Below are 16,682 nucleotides of genomic sequence, written 5' to 3' on the forward strand. Positions count from 1 at the left end.
GAATGGCCGCGCCGTTCATGTTCAGCGAGTTGACAGCCGGCTCCCAGCCGGGCGGGTCAGACCTTCTTCGGCGCGAACAGCCGCGCCGCCAGCCGGGCCCCGACGTTGAGCACCCCGATCAGCAGGATCAGCGTCAGCCCCGCGCCCCACATCCGGTCGGTGGGAATGACGTTGGTGCCCGCGCCGGCGGAGGTCTCGTCGTACATCATGCCGGGCAGTGAGCCCATGAACCCCGACAGCATGTCGAAGTTCATCGCCTTGGCGTAGCCGACCAGCACCAGCAGCGGGGCGGTCTCGCCCATCACCCGGGCCAGCGCCAGCATGATGCCGGTGACGATGCCCGACAGCGACGTCGGGATCACGATGCGCACGATCGTCTTCCACTTCGGCACGCCGAGTGCGTAACTGGCCTCCCGCAGGTCCATCGGCACCACGGTCAGCATCTCCTCGGCCGAGCGCACGATCACCGGGATCATCAACAGCACCAGCGACAGTGAGACCGCCAGCCCGGAGCGTTCGAAGCCCAGCGTGGCCACCCACAGCGCGTAGATGAACAGCGCCGCCACGATCGAGGGCACCCCGGTGAGGATGTCGACCATGAACGTGGTCAGCCGGCCCAGCCGGGTGCCCGCCCCGTACTCCACCAGATAGATCGCCACGAACACGCCGATCGGGATGGAGATCGCCGCGCACACCAGTCCTTGCAGCACGGTGCCGACGATGGCGTGGTAGGCCCCGCCGCCGGCGGTGAACGCGGTCATGCCGGCCTGCGAGTGCCACCACCAGGTGGTGGAGGTGATCGCCTGAAAGCCCTTGGTGACCACCGCGTAAAGCACCCAGATCAGCGGGGCCAGCGCGGCCAGCATGGCGGCGCTGACCAGCACGGTCGCGGCGCGGTCGGCCAGGCGGCGGCGCCAGCCCAGCCCCGCGAAGGTGCGCTCCTTGACCGGGCGGTCCAGCAGGGTGGTCATCGGTGGCCTCCGGTGGCGATCGCGGCGCGGGCGGCGGCGTTGACCACGAAGGTCAACACGAACAGCACCAGACCGGCGGCGATGTAGGCGCCGGCCTTGTACTGGTCGTTGAACTCCGCGGCGGTGGCGGCGATCTTGGAGGCGAAGGTGAACCCGCCGTCGAACAGCGACCAGCCGAACGCCTTCTGCGTGCCGCGCAAGATGATCAGCAGCGCGATGGTCTCGCCCAGAGCCCGGCCCAGGCCGAGCATCGCCCCGCTGACGAACCCGGACCGGCCGAACGGCAACACGGTGGTCTTGATGACCTCCCAGCGGGTGGCGCCCAGCGCCAGCGCCGCCTCGATCTGGCCCTGCGGGGTCTGGACGAACACCTCCCGGGCCACCGCGGCGATGATCGGCAGGATCATCACCGCCAGCACGATCCCGCCGGTGAACACCGTGCCGCCGCCGCCGACCGAGGCGTTGCCGGTGGCGAACAGGAACAGCCAGCCCAGGTGCTCGTTGAGCCACAGCGCGATCGGGCGCAGCTGCGGCGCCAGCACGTACAGGCCCCAGACGCCGTAGATGATCGAGGGCACCGCGGCGAGTAGGTCCACCAGGTAGCTCAGCGGGGCCACCAGCCGCCGCGGGGCGTAGGCGGTCAGGTAGATCGCCACCCCGAGGGCCACCGGCATGGCCAGCAGCAGCGCGAACACCGAGACGAACACGGTGACCTGCACCAGCTCCAGCACCCCGAAGTGCATCGCGGAGGTGTCGGTGGTGATCCAGTTGCCGGCGTAGGTGAAGAAGTTCTCCTTGTTGCGGGCCAGCGCCGGGATCGCCCGCCACAGCAGAAACAGCCCGATCGCGCCGATCAGCGCGACGATGAAGACCCCGGAGCCCACCGCCAGGGCGCGGAACACCCGGTCGCCGAGGTGGGTTTTGACCCGGCCCGGGTCCGGCGGGACGGCCGGGGCCGGCACCACCGGGTGCGGACGGCCGGTGATCTCCCCCGAACCGGCGTCGGCCGGATTCGGTGTGGTCATCGCTGTCCCATCGCTGTCGCGGGCTCCCGGCCGGTCACTGGATCGCTTCGATCGACGCTACAAGTCGCTCGGTGAACCGCGCGGGCAGGGGGACGTAGCCGGCCGGGGCCAGGTTGTCCTGGCCGTGCTCGGCGGCGGCGAGCAGGAAGGATTTGACCGCGGTGGCCGCGCCGGGGGCGTACCCGCCCGAGCAGACGATCTCGTAGGTGGTCAGCACCAGCGGGTAGGCGCCGGGCAGGCTCGCGCCGTACAGCGAGTCCAGATCTAAGACGAGGTCGTGGCCGTCCCCGGCGAACGCGGCGGCGTCGACCGCCCGGCCGGCCGCCTCGTCGGTCAGGGCGACCGGGCCGGCGCCGCTGTCGATGCGGGCGTAGGTCAGGTTCGCCTGGTCGGCGAAGCCCTTCTCGACGTAGCCGATGGAGCCCGGCGTGGCCTGCACGGCCTGCACCACCCCGGACGATTTCTGGGCGCCCTCCCCCACCCCGCCCTGGAACTCGGTGCCGGCGCCGGCGGTCCAGGCCGTCGGGGCGGCGGCGGCCAGGTACTTCTGGAAGTTGTCGGTGGTGCCCGAGGAGTCCGACCGGTAGATCGGGGTGATCTCCAGATCCGGCAGCGCCACCCCGGGGTTGACCGCGGCCAGTGCGGGGTCCGACCAGCGGGTCAGCCGCCCGGCGAAGATGTCGGCCAGCAGGTCGGGGGTGACGGTCACCGGAACGTCGACGGCGTCGTCGAGGTTGTAGGCCAGCGCGACCGCCCCGAACACCAGCGGCAGGTTCCAGGCCGGGTGGTCCTGGCAGCGGCGGCGGGCCGGGTCGCGTTGCCGCTCGGTCAGCGGCGAGTCGGAGCCGGCGAAGTCGACCTGCCCGGCGATGAACTGCTCGCGGCCGGCCCCGGAGCCGGTCGGGTTGTAGGCGACCTTCTTACCGGGGCAGATCCGCGCCCACACCTGGTCGAACAGGGCGATGGCGTTCTGCTGGGCGGTGGAGCCCTCCCCGGTCAGCGTGGTTTTGCCGGTGCAGTCCGCGACCACGCCGGACAGGTCGGGGCCGGGTCCGAGGTTGTCGTCGCTTCCGCAGCCGGTGAGCGCCGTCACGGTCGCCACCGCTGTCGCCCCCAGGGCGGTGATCGTTCGGCCGGTGAGTGCCAATCTGCGTTTCCTGGTCGTTGCTGGTCGCGGCTCTCGGCAAGTTATGCGCCGGTGGTGAACGCGGGGTTAACTCAGCGGCTGCCCGGGTGCTGGTAGGCGGTGTCGACGCTGTGCACGTCGAATCCGAGCTGCTGGTAGGTGTGCACCGCCGCGGTGTTGTCCGCCTCGACGTAGAGCATGACCGTGGGGTCGTGGGCCGCGGCGAGCCGTTCGGCCAGCCAGGCCACCCCGACCGCGGTGAGCAGCCGGCCCAGCCCGCGGCCCTGGGCGGCGGGGTCGACGCCGACGACGTAGACCTCGCCGAGGCCGGGCCGGTCCGGGTGGATCTTGGTCCAGTGGAAGCCCAGCAGGGTTTGCGGGTCGGCGGCGTCGAAGGCCAGGAACAGCCCGTTCGGGTCGAACCACGGCTGGTTGAGCTCGTCGGTGAGGTCGGCGGGTGTCCAGCCGCCCTGCTCGGGGTGCCAGGAGAAGGCGGCGTTGTTGACCCGCAGCAGCTCCGCGTCGTCGGCGGTGCCGGCGTAGCTGCGCAGCCGCACCCCGTCGGGGGGATGGGCGGCGGGCACGCCGTGCAGGCTGCGGCGCATCTGGATCAGCTCGCGCACCGCGACCAGGCCGGTCTTCTCGGCGGTGGCGCGCGCCGCGGGCAAGGTGCCGTGCGCCCAGAACCGGCTGGTTTGCCCGGAGCGCTCCAGGGCGGCGCGCACCAGCGCGGTGCCGATGCCGCGGCGGCGGCGGTGTGGGTGGACGACCAGCTCCGACATCGGCGGGGCGTCCTCGCGCGCCGGGGCCAGGTTCAGGTAGCCGGTGAGGATGTCGTCGACGCGGATCAGCAGGTGCTCGGTGGCCTCGCCGGTCAGCGCGCGCAGCACCTGGTCGCCCACCGGGGCCACCCGGTCGCTGTCGGTGGCCGCGGCGATCAGGGTGCGGACCTGTTGTTGCGCACTCGGGCTCAGCCGGGTCTGCCAGCCTTCGGCGGTCACGTCGCGGGCTGCGGGTCGGGGGCGTCCTCGGCCGGTGCCTCGCTGTCCGGGGCGGTGTCCGCGTCGGGGGCCGGCGCGGCGCCGGTGGCGGGGGCCGCGCCGCCGCGCGCCCGGCTGGGCAGCACGGCCTTGTAGCCGACGTTGCGCACGGTGCCGATCACCGAGTCGTATTCGGGGCCGAGCTTGGCGCGCAGCCGGCGCACGTGGACGTCGACGGTGCGGGTGCCGCCGAAGAAGTCATAGCCCCACACCTCCTGCAGCAGCTGCACCCGGGTGAAGACCCGGCCCACATGCTGGGTCAGATACTTCAGCAGTTCGAACTCCTTGTAGGTGAGGTTCAGCGGCCGGCCGCGCACCCGCGCGGTGTAGGTGCCCTCGTCGATCACCAGTTCGCCCAACACTATCTGGTGCTGCTGCGCGTCGTCGGACTCCTCACCGCGCCCGACGGCCAGCCGCAGCCGGGCGTCGATCTCGCCGGGCCCGGCGGCGGGCAGCAGGATGTCGTCCAGTCCCCAGTCGGCGTTGACCGCCACCAGCCCGCCCTCGGTGACCACCGCGATCACCGGCACCGAGCGGTCGGCGGCGCTGATCAGCCGGCACAGTTTGCGCACCGCGACCAGGTCGCTGCGCGCGTCGACGAGGACCGCCTCGGCGTCCTCGACGGCCAGCAGCGCCGCGGGGTCGGGGGGTTCGGTGTGCACCGCGTGACTCAGCAGCGACAGCGCGGGCAGGACGGTGTCGGGATGCGGATCGGCGGTCAACAGCAGCAGCTCCAACAGGGCCCTCCAACGTCGGGGAGCATCACACCCGGCTTGCGCTCCTCGTCCTTCCGGCCACACTCCGTTGGGCACCAGGTCGTCTAACGATAGCGCGCCACCTGCTGTTTCACCGCGCCGTGGGCGCGCCGGGCGAGCGGCGGAGCGGCCTGGTTCACAATGATCGGGTGCGCAAGGTCTTGGTCGGCGGGTTGGCGACGGTGCTCGCGGTGGTGCTGGTGGCCCTCGGCGTCGACTTCGGGACGAGCATCTACGCCGAATACCGGCTGTCCCGCTCGGTGCGGGAGGCGGCCCGGCTCGGCAACGACCCCAACGTCGCGATCCTGGCGTTCCCGTTCATCCCGCAGGCCCGCGCCGGCCACTACGAGGAGCTGGAGATCAAGGCCATCGCGGTGAGCCACCCGCAGGTGGAGACCGCGACGCTGGAAGCCACCATGCACGACATCGGGCTGGTCGACCGGTCCTGGCTGATCGCGCCGGATGCGACGCTGACGGTCGGGATGCTGGAGAGCCGCATCATCATCGACTCCCGCCACCTGGGCAAATACATCGGCGTCACCGATCTGATGGTGGAGGCGCCGCGCGTCGACACCAACGACGCCACCGGCGGCACCACCGAGTCGGGGATCTCGCGCAGCCGCGGGCTGGTATTCACCGGCACCCCCGAATCCGCCGGCTTCGACGAGCGGGTCAGCGTCTCGGTGGACCTGTCGGTCGACGGCCCGGCCCGCAACACGCTGGTGATCACCCCCACCGACATCCTCACCGGCGCAGACACCGCCAACCAGCCGGTCCCCGACGACAAACGCGACGCCGTGCTGGCCGCGTTCGCCGCCCGGTTGCCCGACCAGACGCTGCCCTACCAGGTGGATCCGACCAGCTGGGGGGCCCGCGGCTCGGACGTGATCATCGAGGGCATCGTCCACGACGTGACGATCGACCTGGCGGGGTTCCGCCCGTCGTGACCGCGCTGCTGGCGCTGGCGGCCGGGCTGGGTCTGGCCGCGGTGACCGGCTGGCTGCTCACCCGCCGCCGCGGGGTGCTGCGCGAAGCCGACGGTCCGGCGGCCGACCCCGAACTGCTGGGCCTGTCGCGCACCGGGCCGACGGTCGTGCACGTCTCGGCGCCGTGGTGCGGGCCGTGCGCGGCGGTGCGCCGGGTGGTCAAGCAGGTCTGCACCGAGCTGGACGTGGCCCACAACGAGATCGACATCGACGCCAATCCGGTTGCCGCCCGCGCCCTTTCGGTGCTGTCGCTGCCCACCACGTTCATCTTCGACGCCGAGGGTGTGCAGCGGTTCCGCTCCTCGGGGGTGCCGACCGCCGATGCGCTGCGCTCGGCGCTGCGGGCTCTGCTGGCTTGACCGGGCAGGCATTGGGTAAGCTGTCCCGCGTGTTAGCCCGCCTCGAGCTTGTGCTCACCAAGCGCCGCGCAGTCGACCTGTGCCGCGTTGCGGGCTGCTGCTGTTGTCGCTGTCGCTAATCGGCGCGTCGCTTTCCGCGCCCGGAGCAGCCCTGATGGGCGATCTCCACCCCGGCCGTCGGCCCCCTTTCAGCAGAGCAGCAGGAGTAACACGATGCCCACCACCCTCACCACCGGGACCGTCGACGTCCGCGGTCCCCGCTTCAGCGCCTGGCTGACCAGCGCGGTGCTGGCGGGTGTGCTGCTGCTCGCCGCGGTCAACACTCCGGCCGCGGCGGCGCTGCTGGCCGCGCAGGCCGCGGTGTTCGCCGCCGGCGCCTTCGGCGGGCCGCGCCGCCACCCCTACGGGCAGGTTTTCGCCCGGTTCGCCGCCCCGCGACTGGCGCCGGCCCGGGAGTGGGAGCCGGTGGCCCCGCTGCGCTTCGCCCAGCTGGTCGGGCTGGTGTTCGCCGTGGTGGCGGTGGCCGGCTTCGCCGCGGGCGTTTCCCTGCTCGGCGTCGTGGCCACCGCGTTGGCGCTGGCGGCGGCGTTCCTCAACGCGGCCTTCGGCATCTGCCTGGGCTGTCAGCTCTACCCGCTGTTTTCCCGTCTGACCCCTATCACCAAGTAACCGAAAGGATCTCCACCATGGCTCGTTCCGATGTTCTGGTCTCCACCGAGTGGGCCCAGAACAATCTCGACGCCGACAAGACGGTCTTCGTCGAGGTCGACGAAGACGTCAGCGCTTACGACACCGGGCACATCCCCGGTGCGGTGAAGCTGGACTGGCGCAAAGACCTGCAGGACCCGGTGAAGCGGGATTTCGTTGACGCGCAGCAGTTCTCCAAGCTGCTCAGCGAGCGCGGCATCGCCAACGACGACACCGTGATCCTCTACGGCGGCAACAACAACTGGTTCGCCGCCTACGCCTACTGGTACTTCAAGTCCTACGGGCACGAGAACGTCAAGCTGCTCGACGGCGGCCGCAAGAAGTGGGAGCTGGACGGTCGTCCGCTGACCACCGACGCGGTGAACCGGCCGGCGACCTCCTACACCGCGCAGCCGCTGGACAACAGCATCCGCGCGTTCCGCGACGACGTGATCGCCGCGATCGGGAAGAAGAACCTGGTCGACGTCCGCTCGCCGGAGGAGTTCTCCGGAAAGATCTCTGCCCCAGCGCATCTGCCGCAGGAGCAGAGCCAGCAGCGTGGCCACGTCCCCGGCGCCATCAACGTGCCGTGGAGCAAGGCGGCCAACGAGGACGGCACGTTCAAGTCCAACGAGGAGCTGACCAAGCTCTACGCGGACGCCGGCCTGGACACCAGCAAGGAAACCATTGCCTACTGTCGGATCGGGGAGCGCTCCTCGCACACCTGGTTCGTGCTGCAGGAACTGCTGGGACATCAGAACGTCAAAAACTATGACGGCAGTTGGGTGGAATACGGCTCCCTGGTGGGGGCCCCGATCGAGTTGGGAAGCTGAATATGTGCTCTGCACCGAAACAAGGACAGACCCTGCCCGCGGGCGTCGACCCGGAGAAGGAGACCGTCATCACCGGTCGGGTGGTGGACGGCTCCGGCCAGGCGGTCGGCGGCGCCTTCGTGCGCCTGCTGGACGCCTCGGATGAGTTCACCGCCGAGGTGGTCGCGTCGGCCACCGGTGACTTCCGGTTCTTCGCCGCTCCCGGGTCCTGGACGCTGCGTGCGCTCTCCCCGGCCGGCAACGGTGACGCGGTGATCACCCCGTCGGGCACCGGCATCCACGAAGTCGACGTCAAGATCGCCTGAGGGGGACAGTCCCCGGCCGGCCGGACTCCCGGTCGGCCGGGGACGCGCACCTCCCCTTAGACTGACCATCGTGGTGTTGTTCTTCGAGATCATGCTTGTGGCGGCCACCGCGGTCATCACCTGGTTCGCGCTGTACGTCCTCTACCGGCAGATCACCGACGAGTCGTGACCGCTGGGCCGACCCCCGGTTCGGGTGACCGCGCGGTGTCGGCCGCCGCGGAGCGCGCCCGCGAGACCGCCGACCGCAACCTCCCCACCTTCGCCGACCTGCCGCTGCCGGCCGACACGGCCAATCTGCGGCAGGGCGCCGACCTGCAGGACTCCCTGCTGGCGCTGCTGCCGCTGGTCGGGGTGTGGCGCGGGGAGGGGACCGGCCGCGACGAGTCCGGCGACTACCCGTTCGGCCAGCAGATCGTGGTCTCCCACGACGGTGGGGACTACCTGAACTGGGAGTCGCGGATGTGGCGGCTCGACGACGCGGGCGCCTACCAGCGGCCCGGGCTGCGCGAGGCGGGGTTCTGGCGGTTCGTCGAGGACCCCGACGACCCGACCGAAACCCAGGCCATCGAGTTGTTGCTGGCGCATTCGGCCGGCTACATCGAGTTGTTCTACGGCCACCCGCGCAGCCAGTCCTCCTGGGAGTTGGCCACCGACGCGTTGGCGCGCAGCAAGTCCGGGGTGGTCGTCGGCGGCGCCAAGCGGCTCTACGGCATCGTCGAGGACGGCGACCTGGCCTACGTCGAGGAGCGAGTCGACGCCGACGGCGCGCTGGTGCCGCATTTGTCGGCGCGGCTGGCCCGCTTCATCGGCTGAGCCGGGCTTCGCCCCTCGCCCGCACGACAGCCTCAGCGCGCCACCGCGGCATCGACCAGCGCGACGAACTCCGCGGCGCGCGCCGCCGGGGCCAGCGCCTGCCCGTCGAGGGTGTGCACCCGCGCGGTCAGCGTCATGCTCGAGACCAGCCACACCCCGCACGCCGCCCGCAGATCCGCCAGCCGCAACTGCCGGTAGTCGCAGCGGTAGCCGGCTTCGGCGGCCGCGGCGAACAGAGCCTGCTGGGTGGTGCCGGCCAGAATCGGCTGGGTGTGCGGCGGGGTGGCCAGCGTGCGCCCGTCGTCGGTGGCGATCACCACCGTCGAGCGCGGCCCCTCCAGCACGGTGCCGTCGGGGTTGAGGAAGATCACGTCGTCGGCGCCGCGGCGGGCGGCGTGGCGCAGCGCGGCCATATTCACCCCGTAGGACAGGGTTTTCGCCCCGGCAAGCAGCCAGGACTCCGCGCCGGTGGGCAGCCCGCGCTGCAGCGTGATCGCCGCCACCCCGTGCCGCCGGGTGCTGTCGATCCGGTCGGGCAGCGCGGTGATCATCACGTAACCGGTAGCGGCGGTGCCGCTTTCGCGACCGCGGCTGTAGACCAGCCGCAGCGCGCCCTCCCGCTCGCCGGGCCACTGCCCCACCGCGACAGCGATCGCGTGGCGCCACACCGCGGCGTCGGGGGCGGGCAGGTCCATCAGCGCGGCGGAGTGGGTGAGCCGCTGCAGGTGCGCGTCGACCAGGCAGGCGCGACCGGCGCGGACCAGCAGCGTCTCGAAGACCCCGTCGCCGCGCAGCGCGGCGAGGTCGTCGGCGTGCAGCAACGGCGCGTCGAACGGGTGGGTGCGGCCGTCCAGCGTGACGACCACCGCGGGCTCGCTGCTCATAGCGCAGCAGCCTATCCAGCCGGACTGGCACGCTCGTACAGTTGGAGGCATGACCGCCGTCCCCGCCCCCGACACCGGACCCGACGCCGGAGCGATCTGGCATTACGGCGACCCGCTGGGCGAGCAGCACGCCGCGGCCACCGCCGCGGTGGTCATCGACCGCTCGCACCGCGCTGTGCTGACCATCACCGGCCCGGAACGCCTCAGCTGGCTACACACCCTGTGCACCCAGCACGTCGCCGACCTCTCCGACGGCGCCAGCACCGAAAACCTCTTCCTCGACGGGCAGGGCCGTGTCCAAGATCACTGGCTGCAGACCGAGCTGGGCGGGGTGAGCTACCTCGACACCGAGTCCTGGCGCGGCGAACCGCTGACCACATACCTGCGCTCGATGGTGTTCTGGGCCGACGTGGCCGTCGAACCCGCCGAGTTGGCGGTGCTGTCACTGCTCGGGCCCGGGCTGGCCGACCCGGCGGTGCCCGCCGCGCTCGGTGTCGACGCGCTGCCCGACGAGCAGGCCGCGCTGCCGCTGCCCGACGGCGGGTTCGTCCGCCGGGTGCCCGGCACCGGCGGCGACACGATCGAACTGGATGTGCTGGTGCCCACCGGCCAACTGGCCGACCTGCGCCAACGCCTCAACGGCGCCGGGCTGCGCCCGGCCGGGGTGTGGGCCTACGAGGCGCACCGGGTGGCGGCGGTGCGCCCGCGGCTGGGGGTCGACACCGACGAGCGCACCATCCCGCACGAGGTGGGCTGGATCGGCGGGCCCGGCACCGCTGCGGTGCACCTGGACAAGGGCTGCTACCGCGGTCAGGAGACCGTGGCGCGGGTGCACAACCTGGGCAAACCGCCGCGGATGCTGGCGCTGCTGCACCTGGACGGCGCCACCGACCGGCCCGAGACCGGCAACCCGGTGCGCGCCGGCGGCCGGGCGGTGGGCCGGCTGGGCACGGTCGTCGACCACGCCGAACTGGGCCCGATCGCGTTGGCCCTGCTCAAGCGGGGCCTGCCGGCGGAAACGCCGCTGCTGACCGGCGCGGAGGAGCAGGTCGCGGCGGTGATCGACGCCGATTCGCTGCCGCCGCCGGACGCCCCCGGGGCGGGTCGGCTAGCCGTGGAGCGGCTGCGCGGCCGATGACCATCGGCACGTTCGGCCGAACGGCACGGTAAGCTGTCGGCAGGACAATACACAGACACACAGATCGGAGCCGCCTGCACGTTGGGCCGCTCCGTTATTGCGCGAGGGGGTCCCCCGATGGGCCGCGGCCGGGCGAAGGCAAAGCAGACGAAGGTTGCACGAGAACTGAAGTACAGCTCTCCGCAGACCGACTTTGATCGACTCCAGCGGGAGCTGTCCGGTGCGGGTCGCAAGGAGCCCGACGGCGACGACTGGTTCGGGGACGACGACTGGCGGCGCTGAGCGCCCGGTAGTCAGAACCGTGGGTGCTGGCCCACTAGCGTGGCCCGCGGTCCCTCTTTTCCACCCTTTTTGACCGTTCCCAGCACCCAACTGTCCAGGTGCCGGGCGGTCAGGACGGCCAGGGCGCGGTCGGTGTCCTCCGGAGCGACGACCGCCACCATCCCGACGCCCATGTTGAAGGTCTTCTCCATCTCGGCGCGGGCGATGCGGCCGCGCTGGGCGATCATCGCGAACACCGGCGCGGGCGCCCAGGTGCCGCGATCCAGTTCGGCCTGCAACCCGTGCGGGATGACCCGGTCGAGGTTGCCGGCCAGCCCGCCGCCGGTGACGTGGCAGAAGGTGCGCACCTGGGTCTCGGCGGCCAGCGCCAGGCAGTCCTTGGCGTAGATGCGGGTCGGCTCGAGCAGCTCCTCACCGAGGGTGCGGCCGAACTCCTCGACGTGGCCGCCCAGGTTCATCCGGTCGATCTCCAGCAGCACCGAGCGGGCCAGCGAGTAGCCGTTGGAGTGCAGGCCCGAGGAGCCCATGGCGATCAACACGTCGCCGGGGCGCACCCGGTCCGGGCCGAGCACGTCGTCGGCCTCCACCACCCCGACACCGGTGGCGGAGATGTCGTAGGCGTCGGGGTCCATCACCCCGGGGTGTTCGGCGGTCTCCCCGCCGAGCAGGGCGCAGCCGGCCTGCACGCAGCCGTCGGCGATGCCCGCGACGATCGCGCTGACCCGTTCGGGCACCACCCGCCCGACGGCGATGTAGTCCTGCAGGAACAGCGGCTCGGCGCCGCAGACCACCAGGTCGTCGACGACCATGGCGACCAGGTCCAGCCCGACGGTGTCGTGTTTGTCCATGGCCTGGGCGATCGCCAGTTTGGTGCCGACCCCGTCGGTGGAGGCGGCCAGGATCGGCTCGCGGTAGTCACCGCGCAGCGAGAACAGGCCGGCGAACCCGCCGAGCCCGCCGCGCACCTCGGGTCGGGTGGCTTTGGCGGCCAGGGGCTTGAACAGGTCGACGGCACGTTCCCCGGCCTCGATGTCCACCCCGGCCGACGCGTAGGTGACGCCCTGGTCACCGGGACGCGGTGCTGCTGCGCGCTTCGTCATCGGGTTAGAGGTTACCGGGCAGCCGCCCGGGGCGGGCCTGCGGTCGCTCTACGGGCGTTGCGGCGCGGCGACGTTCTCCGCGGTTGGGCTGCCCGCGTCGCGGGCGGTGGTGGCCAGCATCTGTTCGACGACGTTTTTGCCCAGTGCGGTGTCGCCGGGCAGCGGGATCGGGTAGTTGCCGTCGAAGCAGGCCGCGCAGAGCCGGGAGGCGGGCTGCTCGGTGGCCGCGATCATGCCCTCCTTCGAGACGTAGCCGAGGCTGTCGGCGCCGATCGCGCGGCGCACCGCCTCGACCATCTCCGCCTCGTCGTCGACGGCGTTGGCGATCAGCTCCGCCGGGGAGGCGAAGTCGATGCCGTAGAAGCACGGCCATTTCACCGGCGGCGCGGCGATGCGCACGTGCACCTCCAGCGCCCCGGCCTCGCGCAGCATCCGCACCAGCGCGCGCTGGGTGTTGCCGCGCACGATCGAGTCGTCGACGACGATGAGCCGCCGGCCGCGGATGACGTGCTTGAGCGGGTTGAGTTTGAGCCGGATACCCAGCTGGCGGATGGTCTGCGAGGGCTGGATGAAGGTGCGCCCGACGTAGGCGTTCTTCATCAGCCCCTGCCCGAACGGGATCCCGGATTCCTGGGCGTAGCCGACCGCGGCGGGGGTGCCAGATTCGGGCACCCCGATCACCAGGTCCGCGTCGGCGGGGGCCTCGCGGGCCAGCCGGCGGCCGATCTCCACCCGGGTGGCGTGCACCGACCGGCCGCCGATGGTGGAGTCGGGGCGGGCCAGGTAGACGTACTCGAAGGCACAGGCCTTCGGGGTGGGCTCGGCGAACCGGGAGGAGCGCACCCCGTCGGCGTCGATGGCCAGCAGCTCACCGGGTTCGATGTCGCGCACGAAGGAGGCGCCGACGATGTCCAGCGCCGCGGTCTCCGAGGCGACCACCCAGCCGCGGTCCAGCCGGCCCAGCGACAGCGGCCGCACCCCGTGCGGGTCGCGGGCGGCGTAGAGAGTGTCCTCGTCCATGAAGGTCAGGCAGAACGCGCCGCGCACCGTGGGCAGCAGGTCCAGCGCGGCCTGCTCCAGGCTGGTGTCGGCCGAGCCGTGCGCCAGCAGCGCCCCGAGGATGTCGGAGTCGGTGGTGGCGGCCTCCAGCCCCTGGCTCTGGATCAGCCCGGCCTTCCGCGCCCGGCTGAGCAGCTCGGTGGTGTTGACCAGGTTGCCGTTGTGACCCAGCGCCACCCCGGTGCCCGCCGCGGTGTTGCGGAACACCGGCTGGGCGTTCTCCCAGGTCGTGGAGCCGGTGGTGGAGTAGCGGCAGTGCCCGATCGCGACATGGCCAGGCATCGCGACCAGGGTCTGCTCGTCGAACACCTGGCTGACCAGGCCGAGATCCTTGAACACCAGCATCTGCGCGCCGTCGGCGACGGCGATGCCGGCCGCCTCCTGGCCGCGGTGCTGCAGCGCGTAGAGGCCGTAGTAGGTGAGCTTGGCGACTTCTTCGCCCGGTGCCCAAACCCCGAATACACCGCACTCCTCGCGTGGCGGGTTCTCCGGCTGCTCGGCGTCGAGCGGCTGCTGCGTGGTCACAATCGAGGCGGCTCCCTGGCGCGGGGTTGGTGACGGTCGCAGTCTAACCGGCTGACCGGTCCAGTCGCATCAACGGCAGCGCGGACCCGATCTCACCTGCGCGAATGCCCGAGAGTTGCATCACACCGTCTGCGACGGCCTGCTCGAGGGTGAGCTGCCCGCAGGCCAGCAGCAGCCAGGTGCGCGGGTCGGTCTCCACCACGTTGGGCGGGGTGCCGCGGGTGTGGCGCGGCCCGGCGATGCACTGCACGGCCACGAACGGCGGGATGCGCACCTCCACCGACCGGCCCGGGACGACGGCCGCCAGGGTGCGGGCGGTCAGCCGCACCGCAGCGGCCAGTTCGGTGCGCGCCGGCAGCGGGGCGGTCTCGTCGCGCAGCCAGTCGGCCAGCGCCTGCACCGCGGCGCGGGTCTGCGCCGGATCCGGGCTGCCGCGGGCCGCCATGTCAGCGCCCGACCCGCTGGACGGCCAGGGCGGCCAGCGCCCCGGACTGGTTGATCGCCAGGTGGGCCAGCAGCGGAGCCGCCAGGCTGCCCGAGCGTCGGGCCAACGCGTCGAACAGCCAGCCCGCGGCGGCGGTGACGGCCACGGTGGGCAGCACCGGGGTGCCGGCCGACCGGGCGTCGGCGATGTGGAACAGCCCGAACGTCGCGCTTTGCAGCACCCGCCCGCCGGTGGGTCCGAAGCCGTGTTCGGCGGCGGTGGCCAGCGCCCCGCGGAACGCCGCCTCCTCGGCCCACACCGTGCCCAGCGGGATGCGCCACAGCAGCCAGGCCGCCGGCGGCGGCAACGCCCGCACCGCCATCGCGGCGCGCACCGGCGGCACCGCGGTGGCCGCGGCCGCCCCGGCGGCCACGGTGCCGGCCAGCGGCAGTCCCAGCCGCAGCCCGGCGCCCAGCCGGGCCGGGTGCAGTCCGAGCGGGGCGCGGAAGGCGGCGGCCAGCGCGGTACCCAGCAGCGCCTGCACCGGGGTGCGCCAGCGCGTCGGGATCGCGGCGGTCGCGAAGCTCCAGCCGATCAGTCCCGCGCCGAGTAGCAGCGCCCGCATCCGCGCCCGAGTCATGGCACCGTGTCGGGTTCGGCGCGCAGCTTCGCGCGGATTCTCTCGGTGTCGGCGCCAGTCCAGCCGTCCGGCGGCAGCACCGCCGCCCAGCCGTCGAGGATGGTGTCGCCGTAGTTGTGGCCGTGGCGTTCCGGGACGGCCTCCCCGTTGGTGATGTCGAAGGCGACCTGCCAGAACGTGACGATCGGGTACCAGCGCATCGAGGCGCTGCGGTCCGCTCCGGGCGCCTCGGTCAGCCAATCCGGTTGGGAGAACAGCAGATCCGGTGACCACCACACCACCGGGTCGGAGGCGTGCTGCAGATACAGCACCCGCGGTCCCTCCCAGGGCGGGGCGGCGACCGCGGCGATGGCCGCCGGGTCGGTGGCCTGGGAGAACCGCACGGTGCGGCCGTTGTCGTAACGGGGTTGCACCGCCGGGGTGCCCGGGTCACGACGCTCCTCCAGCTCGCCCCACAGCCGGCTGGCGTTGGGCGGGCCCACCCACAGCACCGCGTCGAAACCGCGTTCGGCGATGTCGGGCAGCCAGTCGAAGGCGCCCTGCCCGGCCAGCGAGCCGAGGCTTTCGCCGTAGAGGGCGAGTTTGGGCCGGTGCGCCATCGGCAGGTCCTGCCACCAGCCCTGCACGGTGTCGATGAGCCGACGCCCGGCGGCCAGGGACTTCTCCTCGTCGCCGAGGAACGAGATCCAGCTGGGCAGATAGGAATACTGCACGCCGACGATCGCGGTATCGCCGCCATACATCATCTCCAGCGAGTCCGCGGCGACCGGGTTGATCCAGCCGGTTCCGGTGGTCGGCACGATGACCAGCACTTCGCGTTCCGCGGCGCGGGTGCGCTGAAGTTCCTTGACCAGCAACGCCATCCGTTCGTCGGCGTCGTCGGCACTGTGCAGCCCGGCGTAGACCCGGATCGGCTCCTTGGCCGGCCGGCCGGTGAGCGCGGTCAGTTCGTCGGCGCCGGGGCCGCCGGCGACGAAGTTGCGGCCCTGCCGGCCCAGGCCCTCCCAGGACACCAGCGAGGCGGGGCTGCCGGAGCGCTGCGGGGCCGTCGGTTGGCTCACGCCGGGGTCGGTGGCGTTGTTGCGCGGCTCGAAAACCGTGTTGGCGCCGAGGAAGAAGCCGCGCACCAGCACCCCGTTGATCAGCGTGACCGCCAGCACCACCACGATCGCGGTGCCGATGAACAGCGCCACCTCACTGTGCAGCCGCAGCCGCCGGATCAGTATGCGCGACAACGCTTTGATGGCGTCGATGACCATGCGTGCCGCGGCGATCGCGGCGGCCGCGAAGGCGGCGGCCACCAACAGGGTGCGCAGGTAGCTTGCGGTGCTCGGGCCGGGCAGTTCCATCAGCGCCGACACCTGCCGCTGCCAGGACGCGGCCGGCACCAGCATCCCCACACAGGCGATCGGCGCGGCGATCGCCACCGTGGCCTTCAGCGCGCGCAGCACCGGCGGCGGGGGCGGCCACCAGGTCGCGTTGCGCAGCGCCAGCCGGTGCACGGTCGCGCCGATCGCCACCCCGAGCGCGTAGCCGATGACCGCGTTGATGCCGCCGATGAGGCCCTGGAACAGCCAGTCCCGCGGCAGCAGCGACGGAGTCAGCGACAGGCAGAACAGCAGCGCCCCGAACGCCACCCCGACGAAGTCCAGCCGCAGCAGCCCCCACGCCCAGCCCAGCACCGGGCGCGCGAAACCGGTGGTCTGCTGGTCAGCCGGTGCGCTCATCGG

At 72.1% G+C, this 16,682-nt stretch carries 20 protein-coding genes; 9 read left to right on the top strand and 11 right to left on the bottom strand.

Translation table 11 applies throughout. The features are described from left to right. Window positions 1-56 precede the first annotated feature (56 nt). From pstA to A5643_RS10510, 5 genes are all read right to left on the bottom strand, one after another. Window positions 57-971 carry a phosphate ABC transporter permease PstA gene (gene pstA, locus A5643_RS10490; protein ID WP_066854637.1) on the bottom strand — a complete coding sequence of 305 codons (915 nt, stop codon included), beginning with the start codon at window positions 969-971 and terminating at the stop codon, window positions 57-59. Further along, complete coding sequence (gene pstC, locus A5643_RS10495) at window positions 968-1,996, bottom strand: phosphate ABC transporter permease subunit PstC (RefSeq protein WP_066854639.1); 1,029 nt, start codon at window positions 1,994-1,996, stop codon at window positions 968-970. The genes pstA and pstC overlap by 4 nt, the downstream gene beginning before the upstream one ends. Before the next feature lie 34 nt (window positions 1,997-2,030). After that, window positions 2,031-3,143, bottom strand: a complete 1,113-nt coding sequence (gene pstS, locus A5643_RS10500; protein ID WP_066854641.1) for a phosphate ABC transporter substrate-binding protein PstS — start codon at window positions 3,141-3,143, stop codon at window positions 2,031-2,033. Window positions 3,144-3,214: 71 nt separating this feature from the next. After that, the gene (gene mshD / locus A5643_RS10505; protein WP_066854642.1) at window positions 3,215-4,123 is read right to left on the bottom strand and encodes a mycothiol synthase; all 909 of its coding nucleotides are present in this window, start codon (window positions 4,121-4,123) and stop codon (window positions 3,215-3,217) included. Next, window positions 4,120-4,899 (bottom strand): response regulator transcription factor, encoded by a 780-nt coding sequence (locus A5643_RS10510; RefSeq protein ID WP_066854644.1) that lies wholly within the window; start codon window positions 4,897-4,899, stop codon window positions 4,120-4,122. The genes mshD and A5643_RS10510 overlap by 4 nt, the downstream gene beginning before the upstream one ends. 167 nt (window positions 4,900-5,066) lie before the next feature. On the opposite strand from A5643_RS10510, the gene lmeA reads away from it, so the two are divergent. The 7 genes from lmeA (at window position 5,067) to A5643_RS10540 (ending at window position 8,900) form a co-directional block, all read left to right on the top strand. Further along, window positions 5,067-5,864 carry a mannan chain length control protein LmeA gene (lmeA, locus tag A5643_RS10515; protein WP_082948888.1) on the top strand — a complete coding sequence of 266 codons (798 nt, stop codon included), beginning with the start codon at window positions 5,067-5,069 and terminating at the stop codon, window positions 5,862-5,864. Further along, window positions 5,861-6,262, top strand: a complete 402-nt coding sequence (locus A5643_RS10520) for a thioredoxin family protein (protein ID WP_066854646.1) — start codon at window positions 5,861-5,863, stop codon at window positions 6,260-6,262. Before lmeA ends, A5643_RS10520 begins: the two co-directional genes overlap by 4 nt. 29 nt (window positions 6,263-6,291) lie before the next feature. After that, window positions 6,292-6,381, top strand: a complete 90-nt coding sequence (locus tag A5643_RS18935) for an Ms5788A family Cys-rich leader peptide (protein ID WP_353612566.1) — start codon at window positions 6,292-6,294, stop codon at window positions 6,379-6,381. A gap of 94 nt (window positions 6,382-6,475) precedes the next feature. After that, the gene (locus A5643_RS10525) at window positions 6,476-6,931 is read left to right on the top strand and encodes a DUF4395 domain-containing protein (RefSeq protein ID WP_066854648.1); all 456 of its coding nucleotides are present in this window, start codon (window positions 6,476-6,478) and stop codon (window positions 6,929-6,931) included. Between the two features lie 17 nt (window positions 6,932-6,948). Then, window positions 6,949-7,782 (top strand): sulfurtransferase, encoded by an 834-nt coding sequence (locus tag A5643_RS10530; RefSeq protein ID WP_066854650.1) that lies wholly within the window; start codon window positions 6,949-6,951, stop codon window positions 7,780-7,782. 2 nt (window positions 7,783-7,784) lie between these two features. Beyond that, window positions 7,785-8,087: a DUF1416 domain-containing protein gene (locus tag A5643_RS10535; RefSeq protein ID WP_066854652.1), complete on the top strand. Its 303-nt coding sequence runs from the start codon at window positions 7,785-7,787 to the stop codon at window positions 8,085-8,087. A 165-nt stretch (window positions 8,088-8,252) separates the two neighbouring features. Further along, complete coding sequence (locus tag A5643_RS10540) at window positions 8,253-8,900, top strand: heme-binding beta-barrel domain-containing protein (protein WP_066854654.1); 648 nt, start codon at window positions 8,253-8,255, stop codon at window positions 8,898-8,900. A 32-nt stretch (window positions 8,901-8,932) separates the two neighbouring features. Here the strand turns inward: A5643_RS10540 and A5643_RS10545 are convergent, their stop codons facing one another. Beyond that, window positions 8,933-9,766, bottom strand: a complete 834-nt coding sequence (locus tag A5643_RS10545; protein ID WP_197497702.1) for an aminodeoxychorismate lyase — start codon at window positions 9,764-9,766, stop codon at window positions 8,933-8,935. 67 nt (window positions 9,767-9,833) lie between these two features. Here A5643_RS10545 and ygfZ point away from each other — a divergent pair, with 67 nt between their 5' ends. Together ygfZ and A5643_RS17810 are read left to right on the top strand one after the other, a co-directional pair. Next, window positions 9,834-10,922, top strand: coding sequence for a CAF17-like 4Fe-4S cluster assembly/insertion protein YgfZ (gene ygfZ, locus A5643_RS10550; RefSeq protein WP_066854661.1), 1,089 nt, complete (start codon window positions 9,834-9,836; stop codon window positions 10,920-10,922). A gap of 117 nt (window positions 10,923-11,039) precedes the next feature. Then, the gene (locus tag A5643_RS17810; protein WP_082948885.1) at window positions 11,040-11,204 is read left to right on the top strand and encodes a DUF3073 domain-containing protein; all 165 of its coding nucleotides are present in this window, start codon (window positions 11,040-11,042) and stop codon (window positions 11,202-11,204) included. A gap of 11 nt (window positions 11,205-11,215) precedes the next feature. Here the strand turns inward: A5643_RS17810 and purM are convergent, their stop codons facing one another. The 5 genes from purM to A5643_RS10575 are packed head-to-tail and all read right to left on the bottom strand — an operon-like array spanning window position 11,216 to window position 16,679. After that, the gene (gene purM / locus A5643_RS10555; RefSeq protein WP_066854664.1) at window positions 11,216-12,304 is read right to left on the bottom strand and encodes a phosphoribosylformylglycinamidine cyclo-ligase; all 1,089 of its coding nucleotides are present in this window, start codon (window positions 12,302-12,304) and stop codon (window positions 11,216-11,218) included. 48 nt (window positions 12,305-12,352) lie between these two features. After that, complete coding sequence (gene purF, locus A5643_RS10560) at window positions 12,353-13,888, bottom strand: amidophosphoribosyltransferase (RefSeq protein WP_066854666.1); 1,536 nt, start codon at window positions 13,886-13,888, stop codon at window positions 12,353-12,355. Window positions 13,889-13,931: 43 nt separating this feature from the next. Continuing rightward, window positions 13,932-14,333 carry a sterol carrier family protein gene (locus A5643_RS10565; protein WP_066854668.1) on the bottom strand — a complete coding sequence of 134 codons (402 nt, stop codon included), beginning with the start codon at window positions 14,331-14,333 and terminating at the stop codon, window positions 13,932-13,934. A gap of 1 nt (window position 14,334) precedes the next feature. After that, window positions 14,335-14,952: an Rv0804 family intramembrane glutamic endopeptidase gene (locus A5643_RS10570; protein ID WP_066854670.1), complete on the bottom strand. Its 618-nt coding sequence runs from the start codon at window positions 14,950-14,952 to the stop codon at window positions 14,335-14,337. After that, on the bottom strand, window positions 14,949-16,679 hold the full coding sequence (locus A5643_RS10575) for an alpha/beta hydrolase (RefSeq protein WP_082948886.1): 1,731 nt from the start codon (window positions 16,677-16,679) through the stop codon (window positions 14,949-14,951). Before A5643_RS10575 ends, A5643_RS10570 begins: the two co-directional genes overlap by 4 nt. Window positions 16,680-16,682: the final 3 nt, after the last annotated feature.

Origin of the sequence: Mycobacterium sp. 1274756.6 (assembly GCF_001668625.1) — a bacterium.
In the GTDB taxonomy this organism is placed as follows: domain Bacteria; phylum Actinomycetota; class Actinomycetes; order Mycobacteriales; family Mycobacteriaceae; genus Mycobacterium.